Below are 16,913 nucleotides of genomic sequence, written 5' to 3'. Positions count from 1 at the left end.
TTTTGAAAACAACACCTTTTTTTTCATCTTTATACTACACCAAATAAATGAATAAAGTACAAGTACATTCTCTTTTCACTGAATTTGATATCGATTTATTTAAAGCTGGGAAGCATTTTCGGCTCTATGAAAAATTAGGCGCACATCCAATTGAAGTGGATGGCGTGAAAGGAGTATATTTTGCCGTTTGGGCACCCTCTGCGCAGTCCGTTTCTGTGGTTGGAGATTTTAATTATTGGATAGCAGGCAATCATGAGTTGTATGTGCGTTGGGATGCTTCGGGTATATGGGAAGGTTTTATTCCAAATATCACTAAAGGCACAACTTATAAATATAAAATTCAGTCATCCAACAACGGAATAGTTACTGAGAAAGCGGATCCTTTTGCTTTTTATTGCGAAAAACCGCCACACACCGCCTCTGTAATTTGGGATTTGGATTATAAATGGGAGGATGACAAATGGATGAAGTCTCGAAAAGAGCACAACGCGCTAGATAAACCCTATTCTGTTTATGAAGTGCATTTGGGATCTTGGAAACGCCACGCTGATGACAATAGTTTCTTAAGTTATACTGAAATGGCCGAAGACCTTGTGGGGTATGTCAAAGAAATAGGATTTACACACGTTGAGTTCATGCCCGTAATGGAATATCCCTACGATCCTTCTTGGGGGTATCAGTTGGTTGGGTATTTTGCGCCAACTTCTCGTTTTGGCAACCCTCAAGAGTTTATGTATCTCGTAGATCGTTTACACGATGCAGGAATTGGGGTGATTTTGGATTGGGTACCGTCACATTTTCCTGATGATGCGCATGGGCTAGGATTTTTTGATGGCTCTAACTTGTTTGAACATCCAGACCGCAGAAAAGGCTACCATCCTGATTGGAAGAGTTTGGTATTCAATTATGGTCGAAACGAGGTGCGTTCTTTCTTGATAAGTAATGCTTTGTTTTGGTTGCACCACTATCATGTGGATGGATTGCGAGTTGATGCTGTAGCTTCTATGTTGTATTTAGATTATTCTAGAAACGATGGGGAATGGGAACCAAATATTTTTGGTGGACGCGAAAACCTAGACACGATAAGTTTCCTTATAGATTTTAATGAAGCCGTTTATGCCAATTACGAAGGTGTGCAAACCATAGCCGAGGAAAGTACCTCTTTTCCTATGGTGTCTCGACCAACTTATGCTGGTGGATTAGGCTTTGGAATGAAATGGATGATGGGTTGGATGCACGATACCTTGCATTATTTTCAAAAAGAGACGGTTTATAGAAAATACCATCAAAATGAGTTGACTTTTTCTATGACGTATGCTTTTTCAGAGAATTTTATGTTGCCACTTTCTCACGATGAAGTGGTGTATGGAAAACATTCCATCGCAGGAAGAATGCCAGGCGATGAATGGCAAAAGTATGCAAATCTAAGGTTGTTATACGGGTACATGTTCACACATCCAGGAACAAAATTGCTGTTTATGGGTAGCGAATTTGGGCAAAGTGCCGAGTGGAATTTTGAACAAAGTCTCGATTGGCATTTGCTGCAATATCCTTTTCACAAAGGGATTCAAACAGTAATCACTGAGCTGAACACACTCTACAAATCACAACCTGCCTTATACGAAAAGCAATTTAGCCCTGAGGGATTTGAATGGATTAACTATTCCGACCACGAGAATGCAGTTATGACTTATATCCGAAAAGGGAATGATGCAAAGAACGATTTGATTGTAATTTGCAATTTCACCCCAGTAGTTCGAGAAAACTATCGCATTGGAATACCTAGAAAAGGTGAGTTAACCGAAATATTCAACAGCGATGCCAAGTTATTTGGCGGTAGTGGCGTGCAACAAAACGGAAAGTTAAAAGTCGAAGCCACACCTTATGATGGCAGAGATTATTCCATCGCCTTGACATTGCCACCTTTGGCGATTTCCGTGTTCAAAATAAAATAGCCTTGTGCACTCAAAATAAAATCGTTTATAAGACAGAAGTTTTATAAACGATTTTTTTATTTGGGCGTGCCCTCCTCTAGCTAGAAAAAGGCTAGAGGAGGTCGTGCTGTAAGTTCCCGCTTCCCGATAGAAAAAATCGGGAGAGCTCCACTGCCATCACTCACGCAAGCGTTTTCATAAGTACTATTCTGGAATCAAAGAAATTTTGCTTTCAATTCAGGAGTAGGAAATAAGCAATGTTCTTGTTGACCGTACCATTTGTACCTGTTTTTGGCGACATAATCATAAATGGAATTCAAAAGGGGAGCGGGAAGGATTTTAAAGACAATAGACAAACTAAAAATTCCACCAAGCTCCTTCGCAATTTCCAAAACCGCCTCCGATTTATAAGAATACGAAACCCCTGGTGCATAAAAAACAAGACTGTCTATTTTGCGAGTATCAATACCAATGTGTTTTTGTATGGCTATTCCCAATTCACTTTGTAAAGCAACAAATCGGAACACATCTTTTTTATCGTGTTGTATTATGGTTTGCACGGCAGAATTACACAAATTGCAAACGCCATCAAAAAGGATGATTTTTTTGTTTTCAGGAAGCGATAGCGAGTGTTGCATTTTTTTATTTTTTTACTGCTTCAACTAATTCCAATTCGTCTAAACTTACTTTCGAAGTAAAAATACCATAATTAACAGTAGCTTTATTTTTCTCAATACTATCAATCGTTCCCACCGCTTTTCCATCAGCCATTCGTACTCTATCTCCTAATTTTAGAATGGGTTTTGGTTTTTCAACAACGGGTTTCAGTTTCTTTTCTTTTTTGATTGTTCGAATTTCCTCGACCTTGACTTCAACCTCTTTGATGATCTCTTTTTTCTTTTCGGTGATGACTTTGGCTTCTTTGGCAGAAACCTTTTTGCGCTTAGAGTTTTCTATTTCAATAATTTTTAAAAACTCACCAATGAGTTCTTTTTTGTTTTTATTGTTGAAGTATTTCTCCGAAATATCCTCTATTTTTTGACCAATGTAAATCGTTTTTTGGTTGCTATCATACAATTCCTGATAGCTTTCCAGTTTTTGCTTGATTTTCACATTGATGTTTTCCATTTTTTTACTTTCCTCTCTGGCTTTCGATTCTTCTTCTTTTAGTACTTGAGAGGTTTTTTCGAGTTTAGAACGTTCTTTTTGCAACGTGGCAATGGTTTTGTCAAAACGTACTTTTCCGGTTTCGATTTTCTTCTTGGCACGATTGATTAAGCCAAACGGAATACCGTTTTTCTGAGCTACTTCAAAAGTAAACGAACTACCAGCTTGACCCAAAACAAGTTTGTACAACGGCTCTAATGTTTTCTCATCAAAAAGCATATTGGCATTTTGTGCACAAGGCAATTCATTAGCCAAAATCTTTAAATTGGAGTAGTGGGTCGTAATGATTCCAAAAGCTTCACGATGGTAAAATTCTTCCAAGAAAATTTCGGCAAGTGCGCCACCCAAATCTGGGTCGGAACCTGTACCAAATTCATCTATCAAAAACATGGTTTTTCTATTGCATTTTTTTAGAAAATAATTCATGTTTTTCAAGCGATAACTGTACGTACTCAAATGATTTTCTATGGATTGATTGTCCCCAATATCAGTTAAAATTCGGTCAAACAAAAAGGTTTCACTGCGTTCGTGTACCGGAATCAACATACCCGATTGCAACATTAATTGTAATAAGCCAACCGTTTTTAACGAGATGGTTTTTCCACCCGCATTGGGTCCAGAAATAACGATGATTCGGTTGTCTTGGCTGAGTTCTATAGTTTGTGGATGCGTAACTTCGTTCTTTTGTTTGTTGTTCAAATACAAAATAGGATGGTAAGCATCTCTTAGAAATAGCCTTCTTTCCTCGGTGATTTGAGGTAAAATAGCATTGATTTTGTTGGCATATTTGGCTTTCGCAGCAATAACATCAATATCACTCAAAAACTCTTGGTATTCGATAAGCAAAGGCAAATAAGGACGAATAGCGTTTGATAATTGCTTTAAGATTCGGGTGATTTCTTCCTTTTCTTCATATTCTAGATTGCTCAATTCACGCGAATATCTCAAAGTAGCTTCTGGTTCGATGTAAGCAATACTGCCTGTTTTCGAGCTGCCTAAAATGGTGCCTTTGACTTTTCTGCGATACATTGCCAAAACAGCTAAAACTCTACGATTTTGAACAAAACTTTCTTTGATGTCATCCAAATATCCCAAGCCGTTATATTGTGATAAGGCTACGCCAAAACTTTGGTTTACTTTACCACGAACCACGTTCATATTTCTTCGAATGTTGAGTAAATCTGGAGAAGCATTGTCTTTGATTTCACCATATTTGTCTACGACTTCATCAATTAGCGTAATGATATTTTTGGTGTATTCTACTCTAGCGGCTCTAGCATTCAAATTAGGATAATAGTCTTCGAATTTTTTTAGGAAATTCAATAAGAAATTACTTGTGCTGGAGAGTGTAGCAATTTTTCTAAAACTTCCTACTTCGAGAAAGCTATCTTCAATTCCAAGAAATTTGATTTCATGCGTAATTACGTCAAATCCGTGATTCGGAATGGCATTGTTATTTTGAAAAGAAGAAACATATTCAGAGGTTTGCAACAAAGCTTGCATCAACGTTTCTTTCTCTCTGAAGGGCGTTATGTTTAGTGCTTTTTCTTTACCAATATCGGTATTGCAAATATCCGATAAGGTTTCGAGCACAGTGGGGAATTGTAAATCTTGTAATGTTTTTTCGGTGATAGCAATCATGAAATCGTTTAATTTTGGTATGCAAAAATAAGTATTCCTTTTTGAGTATTCGCATTATTAGTCGATAGCTTCCTTTTATATTCAATAAATACTTTTTTATGCCAACTATAAATAAAATAGATTCTCACTATCGAAAACAATTTTTACATTTGAACAAAAAAAAGGTATGACTCCAGAAGAATTAGTTCAAGAACAATTAGAAGCTTATAATGTTCAAGATTTGCAGCGATTTGTAGCTTGTTTTTCAGAGGATGTTCAAGTGTATAAATTTCCTAATCTATTGCAGTATTCTGATACTATCAATTTTGCAAATCATTATGCAAAGGCATGGGCAATGAATCCAAATCAAAAGGCAATTGTTAATGAGAGAATGAGTTTAGGGAATTTGGTTATTGATAAAGAAAAAGTCATTGGAAGAGCGTCAGGAGAGGTGGTTCAAGTAATCGCAATGTATAAAGTGGAAGGTGGAAAAATAACTCAAGTATTTTTTGAATATGAATAATTTAAAGTCCGAACCTAAATCATTGTACTTGGCGTCAGATTGGGGATTGTTTTTAAAAGACGAGATACAAGCAGAGTATTTTAAAACATTGATGCAAGCTGTGGATGAAGAATATCAAAATCATACCTGTTTTCCGCCAAAAGACTTGATTTTTTCTGCTTTTAATCATTGTACATTAGGAGAGGTAAAAGTAGTCATCATTGGTCAAGACCCTTATCATGGAGAAGGCGAGGCCAATGGTTTGAGCTTTTCCGTGAATGATGGGGTTAAAATTCCACCATCTTTGCGCAACATTTATAGAGAATTAACAGATGATTTAGGTGCTGTTTTTATGCCTACTTCGGGAAATTTAGAAGCTTGGGCAAAACAAGGAGTTTTGTTGTTGAATGCTACTTTGAGTGTTCGAAAAGACAGTCCCAATAGCCACAAACATTTAGCTTGGAGTCAGTTTACAGATGTCGTTATCGAAAAATTAGCTTCTGAAAAACAAGAGCTTGTTTTTTTACTTTGGGGAAGTTTTGCACAAAAAAAAGGCAATAAAATTGACCGAACGCAACACTTGGTTTTAGAATCGGGTCATCCATCGCCTATGAGTGCTAATCAAGGAAAATGGTTTGGAAATAAACATTTTTCACAAACAAACGCTTATTTAACGGAAAAAGGATTTGCACCTGTGGATTGGTTGAATAGAGAGTAAAAACTTGTTGTTGATCACTAACTCCTATTCATTACGGTGTTTTTTTTAGGGATTGTAGCGTAAAGCCCGACCCTTGTGGTAACGCCCAAATAGTGAGATAAATAAAATGTATATATTAAAAAAGGAGCTCGTTGTTTTTGACGGGCTCCTTTTTTTAGTACTTAAAAGTATTATTTTTTGATGATATCTTTCAAAACGGCTTTATCTGAATAGTTGATGACTTCTAGAGTAATCTCTTGATTTTGGGTGGTTTTTCCATGCACAGTGTAAAGTTTTCCTTTTGCTACGCTGAGGTTGCTTTTGTCAAAATCTACATCGCCAAACTTTAAAGTGTTTTTAATGTCAATAGTGTCAATCCATTTTTCACTTAAAATTTGAGAAGCTTTCTCTGAGTAGATAAAGGGTTTGTTGCTTAAGTCATTCAAAACTCTTGCGTTTGGGAAATAGTTGCAACGGGTGTCTTTACCAGAAAAAATGGCTGCAACGGCAAACAATCCCATGATTAGTCCTATTAGATAATAAGCGAAACGATATTGAAATTTCATGAATTTGATTTTTTTTGCAAATGTAATTCAAAGTAGGTTTAAAAAACAATTAAATTAATGTCATTATCCTGAATGCCGAACCATTCTCCAATTGCTTTGTTAGTAAGGATTCCATGATAAAGATAAACACCATTTTTGAGTCCTTTGTTACAGCGAATGGCGCTTTCTATGCCGCCATCTTGGGCAATTTGAAGTAAATAGGGAGTGATAATATTACTGATGGATAAAGAAGCGGTTTTGGAATATCTGGAAGGGATATTAGGGACGCAGTAGTGTATGATGTTGTTTTTAATAAAGGTAGGCTTTTCATGCGTTGTTACTTCAGAAGTTTCAAAACAGCCTCCTGTATCAATGCTTACATCCACAATAACAGCGCCTTTCTTCATGTATTCGACCATGGTTTCGGTAACTACAATCGGACATCGTTCTTTGCCACGCATGGCTCCAATCGCTACATCGCATCGTCTTAAGGCTTTTAATAAAGATTTTGGCTGGATCGTTGAGGTGAATATGCGTTGGTTTAAATTGTTTTGCAAACGTCGTAATTTAGTAATCGAATTGTCGAATACCTTCACGTTAGCGCCAAGGCCTATGGCGGTTTTGGCGGCAAATTCTCCAACGGTTCCCGCTCCCAAAATGACTACTTCTGTTGGAGGAACTCCTGTAATGTTGCCAAATAATAAGCCTTTGCCAAATTCGGTACTAATCATTAATTCCGAAGCGATAAGTACGGAAGCTGTCCCTGCGATTTCACTAAGTGATTTTACGGCAGGATAGGTTCCGTCTTCATCTTTGATGTATTCAAAGGCCAAAGCGGTAATTTTTTTTCGAGCTAGTGCTTCGAAATAAGCTTTTTGACGGGTTTTTAATTGAATGGCAGAAATCACAATGGTTTTGTTATGCATCAATTCAATTTCGGTCAAAGTAGGTGGTTCTACTTTTAAAATCATTGGGCAAGCCAAAACTTTGGCGGTGTCATTTGTAATTTCGGCACCTGCCTCTGCATATTCATGGTCACTATAGCTTGCACTTTCACCGGCTCCCGATTCGATCATAACGCGATGTCCTTGAAAAGTAAGTGAATTTACGGCATCTGGAGTCAAACAAATTCGTTTTTCTTGAAAACTGGTTTCTTTTGGGATGCCAATAAAGAGCTCACTTTTATGTCTGGCCACTTCGAGTTTTTCTTCTTGAGGTAGTAGTTGTTGTTTGGTAAATGGACTAATTGACATAATGAGAGGATAATTTAAGCGTACAATTTACAAAAAGTATTTTAGTAATTTTTGGTTTGCTACCATGATATGAACTTGGTTTAAACTAGAAGGAGCTCCATTTTGATGTCGGCACGTTCGTAAACGCCTGATTCAACAGGGATTTCTTTAAAACCAAAGGATTCATAAAGATGAATGGCAGGTTTTAATTTTCTGTTAGAATATAAAATTAACTTTTGGATTCCCATTTTTTGAGCTTCTTCGATACAATATTTCATCAATTGCCTGCCAATGCCTAGACCTTGAACCTTTTCGGTAATGGCCATTTTTGACAATTCGAAGGTGGTTTGATCTATTTTTAGTAACGAAACAGTTCCTACAATTTCATGCTTGTATTTAGCAAAATAAATTTTTCCGCCTTTATCAATAATTTCTCCTATAGGATTACTCAATACCAATTCGTCCCTTGGTTCCACTTTAAAATATTTATTCAACCATTCAATATTTAGTCTTTTGATGGCTTCTTTATGTTCAATTGAAAAGGGGATAATGTGTACTTCAGTTTCGGTATTTTTCATGTTGAATAATTATTGAAGTTCTATTTTTCTGTGGCCGTCTTCCAAAATTTCAATCGTAAGTACAGCATGCTCTTCAGGAAGTAAGGTGGCTATTTTTTCAGCCCATTCTATAAAACACCAATGGCCAGAGTAAAGGTATTCATCAATACCCATATCGAGTGCTTCAATTTCTGATTTCAAACGATAACAATCGAAATGGTAAATCTTTTGTTTATCAGTAGTTTGATATTCATTAACTAAAGAAAAGGTTGGACTGCTTGTTGCGCCATTTACACCAAGTGTTTCGCAAAGTTTTTTAATTAAGGTTGTTTTTCCAGCACCCATTTCTCCATTGAATAATAGTATTTTAGGTGGATTTTGCTCTAGTATTTGTTTAGCTACTTGGTCGAGTTGCTCAATAGAATAGATAAGTGTCATTCGTTTAAAAATTTAGGTTTTTGTTGCTGATCTTTACGAAGTTTATGCTCTATTTTCTATTACAATTATTAGGCATGTGCTTCAGGAATTTTAATTTCTATAGCGTTTAATTTTAAAATGAAATGGTAAAAAAAACAATTTTTTATCAGTTAAAATACTACCATAAATCACCCACTTCATTTTTAATAAAAGCCAAAGCAGCATGACTTGGAGATTGTTTTTCTAATAAATCATTCAGTAGCACTTCACGCATTTGTTCAGCATTTTGCACCGATTCCTTTTGAGCAGCTACTCGAATCATTTGGTTAGTCGCATTTTTTGCAGTCAAAATAATACTCCAACATTGCTCAGACATATAGATTTGCTGGGTTAAATTATGTTCTAATTCCTGTTCGATATGTGCAATCAATAATTGTTCATAATCTGTTTTTACTGCCGAAATAGGGGCAATACGAATCAATAATTGGTTGAGACTGATGCGCTCCAAAAACAATGTCATACGCTCATAGGCTTGCAAACGCAACGGCAAAGCGGTTTTTTGAGCCTCTTTGTGTAATAAATAACGACGACGTTGGTCTTCGTTTTTGGTATGTAAGTTGAAAAATTGGTACGCCACTACTCCAGTAATAATAGCGGGTAAGGTGTAGCTAGCTAGTTCTATGATTTTTGATGCATCCATGATTTTCATTGGGTTTGAGTGCAAAAATAAACTTTTTTGAATAGGATTGTTTACTTGTTTGGCTGATTTATGGACGATTCAAGATAGATTTTGTAGGTAAGTATTTTTCTTTAGGGTTTAAAATTTCGTAATGATTGATCGTCATAATCATTTGATACTACTATTTTTGCTGTGACCAAAATCCTTACCACACTACAACCATTATGGATATTACCCTTTTACTTTTATTATGTTTAGCGGCTTTTGCTGCAGGATTTATTGATGCTATTGTTGGTGGAGGAGGACTGATACAAACACCTGTCGGACTGATTTTGTTGCCCAATTTTCCAGTAGCAACTGTGATTGGAACTTTGAAAGTACCGGCCTTTAGTGGGACATCATTTGCTGCATTTCAGTATTTGAAAAAAGTAGATTTAAATTGGAGGTTGCTCGGCATTATGATGCTTTTGGCATTTCCTTCGGCCTTTTTGGGATCAACGTTACTTACGTATGTGAGTAATGATTTTATGAAACCACTTTTGGTGGTTGTATTGTCGTTTTTGGTGGTGTATACGTATGCCAAAAAGAATTTTGGACAACACATCGAAAAAAATAGTTCAACTCAACGTCAATTTTTTAACGCTATTGCTATAAGCTTTGTGGTGGGGTTGTACGACGGATTTATTGGTCCAGGGACAGGGAGTTTTTTAGTCATGGCGTTCATTGCTATTATGGGATTCGATTTTTTACACGCCTCTGCGAATGCAAAAATGGTAAATCTCGCAACTAATTTTGGTTCTATTTGCTTGTTTATGGTTAAAGGTAAAATCATTTGGGCTATTGCTCTACCTATGGCGGCCAGTAATGCGGTAGGCGGATGGTTGGGTGCAAAATTGGCTATCAATAAGGGCAATAGTTTTATCCGAATCTTTTTTTTGGTGGTAGTGATTGGAACCTTGCTTCGTTTTGCGTACGATGTTTTTTATGCATAAAAAAAGGAGCTTTTTAGACTCCTTTTGGTGTTGTGTTATTCGTTACAATCTACAGTTTTGAATTTGTATTTTACCTTTTCATAATCGATGGGTTGGCCTTTTACAAAATACGTTTTGCCTAAATATGTTTCAATTTTGCCATTGCCAAGAATGAGTTCGTTGCCTTTTTTAAGAAGCGCCAGTGGGTTTTTAAAGATCGTTTTGTCAGTTGGCCCAACCAAATAGGAGTAGTCTACTAGTAGGGTGTCTCCACTAAATTTCCCAGCTATAGTTCCTTCTTTGATAGGGACTTCGAATTCTTTCATGATTAAGTCTCCGGTAATGCTTCCGTCTTTTAAAGTGTTCACTTTTAAGGTTGCCGTGTCTTTTTCGAAAACCGCTTGATAACAGGTTACTGAAACAGGCGTTTCGTCTACTTTTTTCGAAGCTTCGTTTTCTTTTTTACAACTTACTAGAACTAGACACGAAAAGATCGTGTACGCTAAGATTTTGTTTTTCATGTTTTTGCCTTTAGGTATGGATTTTTAGCTCTAAAATACAAAATTTAATCGCTTTATCAATACAAAAGAGTCAAAATGTTAAAGTATAGAGGACGTTTTTGTTGGTTTCTTTTGATATGGGATGGCTATGGGTTTGCGGAGGAGTAGGGTTTTGCGTGAGGGTAATGTCATTGAAGTTAAGGATTAAACGAGGAAATGATTGCTTATTTTTGATTAACGATTCTTGATTGCTGAAAAAGCTGAAAATCATTTGATCTTCATTCACTTGTTCCAAAATCTAAAATGCCTCGCCAGTTCGCAACCGCTCGGTCAAGAATCTTTACGCTTCAAACTAAAATCTCTTTACTTGATGATATTGGAGTCATGTCCAAATTGGCGCCGTAGAAGTGTTTTTTAATTTGTGAAATTGACAACTTGGTTTTCGGATATCGTACTTAAATCCTTATTTTTGCCTACCTTTAATAAAAACTACATGCACCAATATATTGATCAACTTAACGAGGCACAGCGCGAACCCGTACTTCAAAAAGACGGGCCTATGATTATTATCGCGGGTGCGGGGTCAGGAAAAACAAGGGTTCTTACCATTCGTATTGCCTATTTAATGCATCAAGGAATTGACGCTTTCAATATTTTATCGTTGACGTTTACCAATAAAGCAGCGAGAGAGATGAAAAATCGTATTTCGCAAATCGTAGGTTCCGGTGAGGCTAAGAATTTATGGATGGGTACGTTTCACTCGGTTTTTGCTAGAATTTTAAGAGCCGAGTCGGATCATTTAGGGTATCCTTCTAATTTCACCATTTATGATTCTCAGGATTCCTTGCGTTGTATTTCGGGAATTATCAAAGAAATGCAATTGGATAGAGATATTTACAAGCCTAAGCAAGTTTTGAGTCGAATATCGAGTTACAAAAATAGTTTGGTCACGGTGAAGGCTTATTTTAATAATCCAGAATTGATGGAAGCCGATGCTATGGCCAAAAAACCACGTTTGGGTGAGATCTATCAACAATATGTAGAAAAATGTTTCAAATCGGGAGCAATGGATTTTGATGATTTGTTGTTGAAAACCAATGAGTTGTTAACTCGTTTTCCGGAAGTTTTGGCCAAGTATCAAAACCGTTTTCGCTATATTTTGGTAGATGAGTACCAAGATACTAACCATTCGCAATATTTGATTGTACGGGCATTATCGGATAAATTCCAAAACATTTGTGTGGTGGGCGATGATGCGCAAAGTATTTACGCGTTTCGTGGTGCGAATATCAATAACATTTTGAATTTTCAAAAGGATTATGAAGGCGTAAAAACGTTTAGATTGGAACAAAATTATCGCTCTACCCGAAATATTGTAGAAGCCGCCAATACTATCATTGATAAAAACAAAGTTAAATTAGATAAAATTGTTTGGACGGCCAATGATTTTGGGCCTAAAATAAAAGTGCATCGCAGCATGACCGATGCCGAAGAAGGGCGATTTGTAGCCAGTACTATTTTTGAGCAAAAAATGCAACATCAGCTGCATAATGGCGCTTTTGCAATTTTGTACCGAACCAATGCACAATCACGTGCCATGGAGGATGCCTTGCGAAAGCGAGATATTCCGTATCGTATTTATGGTGGATTGTCTTTTTATCAGCGTAAAGAAATTAAAGATGTTTTGTGTTATTTGCGTTTGGTAATCAATCCCAAAGATGAGGAAGCGCTAGTTAGGGTTATTAATTATCCCGCTCGAGGCATTGGTGATACGACTATCGAAAAATTGACCATTGCTGCCAATCATTACAAACGTTCGATTTGGGAAGTGATGCAAAATGTGGACAAAATTGATTTGAAACTCAATTCGGGAACCAAAAATAAATTGGCCGATTTTGTCACTATGATTCAGAGTTTTCAGGTGATTAATGAAAATCAAGATGCTTTTTATATCACAGATCATGTAGCCAAAAAAACAGGCTTGGTTCAAGAACTCAAGAAAGACGCCACTCCTGAAGGCATGGCCAAAATTCAGAATATTGAAGAGCTACTCAACGGTATTAAAGATTTTACCGAAGGGCAAAAAGAAATTGATGGTGCCCGAGGAGCCTTGTCTGAATTTATGGAAGATGTGGCACTGGCTACCGATTTGGATAAAGATACGAGTGATGAAGATCGGGTGGCCTTGATGACCATTCACTTAGCCAAAGGATTAGAGTTTCCGCATGTGTTTGTAGTAGGGATGGAAGAAGATTTGTTTCCAAGTGCCATGAGTATGAGTACTCGAAGCGAATTAGAAGAAGAACGTAGATTGTTTTATGTGGCCTTAACTCGTGCTGAACATCAGGCGTATTTGACCTATGCACAATCGCGATACCGTTGGGGTAAACTAACCGATTGTGAGCCTTCGCGTTTTATTGAAGAAATTGATGGGCAGTTTTTAGAGTATTTAACACCAGCAGAAAGCAATTACCGCTATAAACCACAAATCGATAGTGATATTTTTGGCGATGTAGATAAATCCAAGTTGCGTTTGGCTAAACCCACAGCAGGAACTCCGCCGAAGCCAGCGGGCAATGCTTCACCAAAAACTGAGGTCAACGTTCGAAAATTAAAACCTGTAGGTAACGCCTCAAAATCAGAAGGATCCAATTTATTTGACAATCAATTGGTCGTTGGGAATATGGTCATGCATGAACGTTTTGGGAAAGGTCAAATTTTAAACATCGAAGGGGTTGGTGCTGATAAAAAAGCTGAAATTAAATTTGAAGTCGGTGGCATCAAGAAATTGCTGTTGCGTTTTGCTAAATTAGAAGTCATAGGGTAAGCACTTCCTTTAGATAAATCTTCAATAACAAATAAAAAAAGTATGGCACAATTTATTAAAATATACGAAGACAAACCTAGTGAAGCCGCCATAGCTAAAGTGGTCAAAGTACTAAAAGAAGGGGGATTGGTCATTTATCCAACCGATACGGTATATGGTTTAGGCTGTGATATTACCAACTCAAGGGCTTTGGAGAAAATCGCAAAAATTAAAGGTATCAAGTTAGAAAAAGCCAATTGGTCGTTTATTTGTCATGATTTGAGCAATCTTTCCGATTATGTACGTCAAATCGATACTGCGACTTTTAAAATTTTGAAACGTGCTTTACCAGGGCCGTATACTTTTATTTTGCCCGGAAATAACAATTTGCCAAAAGAGTTTAAAAAGAAAAAAACGGTTGGAATTAGGGTTCCTGATAACGCCATTATTCTTGAAATGGTCAAGATGTTAGGTAATCCTATTGTTTCTACCTCTATACGTGATGAAGACGATGTGATTGAATATACTACCGACCCAGAGCTTATTTTTGAAAAATGGCAAAACTTGGTCGACATCGTTATTGATGGAGGCTATGGTGAGAATATTGGATCGACTATTATTGACTTGTCGGAGTATGAGCCTGTGGTGATTAGAGAGGGTAAGGGAGATTTGGATCTTTTTTAGCCTACTTTTTTAAATAGATTTATAAATATATTTTTTTTGTAGTCTTATTTGCATTTTTACTTTATATTTACCTTATCTTAAGGTGCTATTTATTCAATACATAGTTATAATGTGATTATTAATATATTTAATTGGTTATTAAAACAATATTAAGGTCGCGTTTGGCAGGTCGAAAGACCTGCCTTTTTTGTTTATAATTATAGAGCTAAGAATTTTTCTTTGATTAAAGCGATTTCTTGAGGTGACTGTTTTTTTTACGAGTCGCAAAGTAAAGCTTATTAACCAAAGGTTTATGTCCTTTCCATAAAAGCTGTACCGATCCATTTTCAATCTCATTTTTGCAAAGAAAATCGGGAACAATTGCCAAGCCTTTTCCGGAACTTAAACACCTAACAATAGAGTTAATATTCGGAACAATATAATTGGGTCTAAAATCTGGATACTTGTTGAAGTTTAATTGCCAAAATTTGCGCAAATGCTCCATATCACCCGTTGTGCCATACCATTTTTGTTGTTGTAACCAAGTTTCAATAGTGGGATAATCGGCGGTTTTTAAAAGATGATCAAATGCTTGTCTATCCATATCTTTTCCACCTATTAAAATAATCGTTTCTTTAAAAAAGGCCTCAAAAGTTATCAAAGGGTTGGTGACAATTTGCGGAGTGATAATAATGTCCAAAATACCTTTCTCAAGTCCATCAATCATTTCTGGATACAATCCAAATTTGGGTATGCAAATAAAAAAATATAATTCACATTTGGAAACTGTTTTTTGAAGTAGAACTAAAATAATAAGACACTTTTCTAAGCTGTACTATACCAATGAAATACCCGTAGCACGCGAACTAATTCGGGCTAATGGGTATTCTTTTTTTTAACACAATAGCACTTCATGTGTTTTGACTCCGAAAAAAGCACGTTCTTTGTACTCAAATAAAGCATTATGAATTCGGCTCAATTTTATAGTTTTTTACAACAGCATTTTCCTTTTCAACCTACGTACCAACAAGACATTTTTTTTCAAAAAATAGCAATTTTTATTACTGAAATTCCATGTGACACGATTTTTGTATTGAAAGGATATGCAGGAACGGGTAAGACAACGGTAATTTCTACGCTGGTGAATAGCTTAGCGAGCATCAACAAAAAAGCGGTTTTATTAGCGCCAACGGGTAGAGCCGCCAAAGTAATCGCTAATTATTCTGAAAAACCAGCTTTTACGATTCATAAGAAAATTTATTTTCCCAAAAAATCGTCGGGAGGCGGAGTTTCTTTTACGTTACAGCCCAACAAACACAAGAATACTATTTTTATAGTCGATGAGGCTTCGATGATTTCAGATACCAATTCGGATTCGAAATTATATGAAAATGGATCACTTTTGGATGATTTGATTTCGTATGTATACTCGGGAACCAATTGTAAACTGATTCTTTTAGGAGATACGGCTCAGTTGCCACCTGTCAATTTAGATATTAGTCCGGCCTTAGATATTCAAACTTTATCGTTGCATTACAACAAAGAAGTCGATCATATTGAGTTGGATGAGGTAATGCGACAAGCTGAAGATTCGGGTATTTTGTTCAATGCAACGGCTTTGCGTGAATTACTCCAAGATTCTTTTGTTACCGAGTATCAATTTGATTTGAAAAAATTTAAAGATATCGTTCGACTCGTGGACGGCTACGATATTCAAGATGCGATTCATTCGGCCTATAGTAACTACAGCATTGAGGACACCGCTTTTATTGTACGTTCCAACAAAAGAGCCAATCAGTACAACGAACAAATTCGGGCCAAAATTTTGGATAAAGAAAGTGAATTGGCTACGGGTGATTTTTTGATGGTGGTCAAGAACAATTATTTTTGGCTAAAAGATTCCGACGAAGCCGGATTTGTGGCCAATGGTGATATTATCGAAGTACTTGAAATGTTTGGTATCAAAGAGCTCTATGGTTTCAAATTTGCCAAAGTCAAAATCCGAATGGTCGATTATCCCAACCAAAAACCTTTGGAAACCGTTTTGTTATTGGATACGATAAAAAGCGAATCTCCTTCTTTGACTTATGAAGAATCGAACAGATTGTATCAAGAAGTGATGAAAGATTACGAAGGAGAAACGAAATACAAACAGTTTCAAAAGGTCAAAAACAATGAGTATTTTAATGCGTTACAGGTTAAATTTTCCTACGCTATCACTTGTCATAAATCTCAAGGTGGACAGTGGAATACGGTTTTTATAGAACAGCCGTATTTGCCTAACGGAATCGACACCGATTACATTCGCTGGTTGTACACCGCAATGACTCGTGCCAAAAATAAGTTATATTTGATAGGATTTAAAGACGATAGTTTTGTGGAGTAATTGTTTGAAATGACCGCTAATTCGCAAATTTTTAATTTAAATAGTAATGGGTGTAATTTGTGAATTTGCGGTAAAAAACAACAATTACGAATGAGTTAAAGTCTTTCGTGTTGTCACAAAATATGGATTTTATATCTTTGTTAAAAATAATTTTAAATAGGATAATATTCATCTTTGAATGCTGTTGATGTAATAAATAGGTCTATTTCACACATAGTAACTTTGTGAACAGTAAAA

The 16,913-nt window shown here is 36.3% G+C and carries 16 protein-coding genes; 7 read left to right on the top strand and 9 right to left on the bottom strand.

Going from position 1 to position 16,913, the window contains the following annotated elements; translation table 11 throughout:
• Positions 1 to 47 precede the first annotated feature (47 nt).
• Positions 48 to 1,955, top strand: coding sequence for a 1,4-alpha-glucan branching protein GlgB (gene glgB, locus BXU11_RS16735; protein WP_078213354.1), 1,908 nt, complete (start codon positions 48 to 50; stop codon positions 1,953 to 1,955).
• A 194-nt stretch (positions 1,956 to 2,149) separates the two neighbouring features.
• Here the strand turns inward: glgB and BXU11_RS16730 are convergent, their stop codons facing one another.
• Together BXU11_RS16730 and BXU11_RS16725 are read right to left on the bottom strand one after the other, a co-directional pair.
• Positions 2,150 to 2,572, bottom strand: coding sequence for a thiol-disulfide oxidoreductase DCC family protein (locus BXU11_RS16730; protein WP_078213353.1), 423 nt, complete (start codon positions 2,570 to 2,572; stop codon positions 2,150 to 2,152).
• A 4-nt stretch (positions 2,573 to 2,576) separates the two neighbouring features.
• Entirely contained in the window at positions 2,577 to 4,742 is a 2,166-nt protein-coding gene (locus BXU11_RS16725; protein WP_078213352.1) for a DNA mismatch repair protein MutS, read from the bottom strand.
• Positions 4,743 to 4,908: 166 nt separating this feature from the next.
• On the opposite strand from BXU11_RS16725, the gene BXU11_RS16720 reads away from it, so the two are divergent.
• On the top strand, positions 4,909 to 5,244 hold the full coding sequence (locus BXU11_RS16720) for a nuclear transport factor 2 family protein (RefSeq protein WP_078213351.1): 336 nt from the start codon (positions 4,909 to 4,911) through the stop codon (positions 5,242 to 5,244).
• Entirely contained in the window at positions 5,237 to 5,941 is a 705-nt protein-coding gene (gene ung, locus BXU11_RS16715; protein ID WP_078213350.1) for a uracil-DNA glycosylase, read from the top strand. The genes BXU11_RS16720 and ung overlap by 8 nt, the downstream gene beginning before the upstream one ends.
• 170 nt (positions 5,942 to 6,111) lie before the next feature.
• Here ung and BXU11_RS16710 read toward each other — a convergent pair whose 3' ends face one another.
• From BXU11_RS16710 to BXU11_RS16690, 5 genes are all read right to left on the bottom strand, one after another.
• A complete protein-coding gene (locus tag BXU11_RS16710; protein ID WP_078213349.1) occupies positions 6,112 to 6,486 on the bottom strand; it encodes a DUF4258 domain-containing protein in 375 nt (124 codons plus the stop codon).
• A gap of 38 nt (positions 6,487 to 6,524) precedes the next feature.
• A complete protein-coding gene (locus BXU11_RS16705; protein WP_078213348.1) occupies positions 6,525 to 7,718 on the bottom strand; it encodes an alanine dehydrogenase in 1,194 nt (397 codons plus the stop codon).
• An 80-nt stretch (positions 7,719 to 7,798) separates the two neighbouring features.
• Positions 7,799 to 8,275, bottom strand: coding sequence for a GNAT family N-acetyltransferase (locus BXU11_RS16700; RefSeq protein WP_078213347.1), 477 nt, complete (start codon positions 8,273 to 8,275; stop codon positions 7,799 to 7,801).
• 9 nt (positions 8,276 to 8,284) lie between these two features.
• Positions 8,285 to 8,692 carry a tRNA (adenosine(37)-N6)-threonylcarbamoyltransferase complex ATPase subunit type 1 TsaE gene (gene tsaE, locus BXU11_RS16695; RefSeq protein WP_078213346.1) on the bottom strand — a complete coding sequence of 136 codons (408 nt, stop codon included), beginning with the start codon at positions 8,690 to 8,692 and terminating at the stop codon, positions 8,285 to 8,287.
• 157 nt (positions 8,693 to 8,849) lie between these two features.
• On the bottom strand, positions 8,850 to 9,371 hold the full coding sequence (locus BXU11_RS16690; RefSeq protein ID WP_024982537.1) for a hypothetical protein: 522 nt from the start codon (positions 9,369 to 9,371) through the stop codon (positions 8,850 to 8,852).
• A 203-nt stretch (positions 9,372 to 9,574) separates the two neighbouring features.
• Here BXU11_RS16690 and BXU11_RS16685 point away from each other — a divergent pair, with 203 nt between their 5' ends.
• Complete coding sequence (locus BXU11_RS16685; RefSeq protein WP_078213345.1) at positions 9,575 to 10,342, top strand: TSUP family transporter; 768 nt, start codon at positions 9,575 to 9,577, stop codon at positions 10,340 to 10,342.
• A 35-nt stretch (positions 10,343 to 10,377) separates the two neighbouring features.
• Here BXU11_RS16685 and BXU11_RS16680 read toward each other — a convergent pair whose 3' ends face one another.
• A complete protein-coding gene (locus BXU11_RS16680) occupies positions 10,378 to 10,842 on the bottom strand; it encodes a hypothetical protein (protein ID WP_078213344.1) in 465 nt (154 codons plus the stop codon).
• A gap of 472 nt (positions 10,843 to 11,314) precedes the next feature.
• Between BXU11_RS16680 and BXU11_RS16670 the strand changes: the two genes are divergently transcribed.
• Positions 11,315 to 13,648 (top strand): ATP-dependent helicase, encoded by a 2,334-nt coding sequence (locus BXU11_RS16670; protein WP_078213342.1) that lies wholly within the window; start codon positions 11,315 to 11,317, stop codon positions 13,646 to 13,648.
• A gap of 42 nt (positions 13,649 to 13,690) precedes the next feature.
• Entirely contained in the window at positions 13,691 to 14,311 is a 621-nt protein-coding gene (locus BXU11_RS16665) for an L-threonylcarbamoyladenylate synthase (RefSeq protein WP_024982533.1), read from the top strand.
• A 223-nt stretch (positions 14,312 to 14,534) separates the two neighbouring features.
• On the opposite strand, the gene BXU11_RS16660 is transcribed toward BXU11_RS16665, so the two are convergent.
• Entirely contained in the window at positions 14,535 to 15,017 is a 483-nt protein-coding gene (locus BXU11_RS16660) for a LysR substrate-binding domain-containing protein (protein ID WP_139363540.1), read from the bottom strand.
• A gap of 237 nt (positions 15,018 to 15,254) precedes the next feature.
• On the opposite strand from BXU11_RS16660, the gene BXU11_RS16655 reads away from it, so the two are divergent.
• The gene (locus BXU11_RS16655; protein ID WP_078213341.1) at positions 15,255 to 16,676 is read left to right on the top strand and encodes an ATP-dependent RecD-like DNA helicase; all 1,422 of its coding nucleotides are present in this window, start codon (positions 15,255 to 15,257) and stop codon (positions 16,674 to 16,676) included.
• Positions 16,677 to 16,913 lie beyond the last annotated feature (237 nt).

The organism is Flavobacterium sp. LM5, assembly GCF_002017945.1.
Classification (GTDB): Bacteria; Bacteroidota; Bacteroidia; order Flavobacteriales; family Flavobacteriaceae; genus Flavobacterium; species Flavobacterium succinicans.
This window is presented reverse-complemented; position numbering and strand designations above follow the sequence as displayed.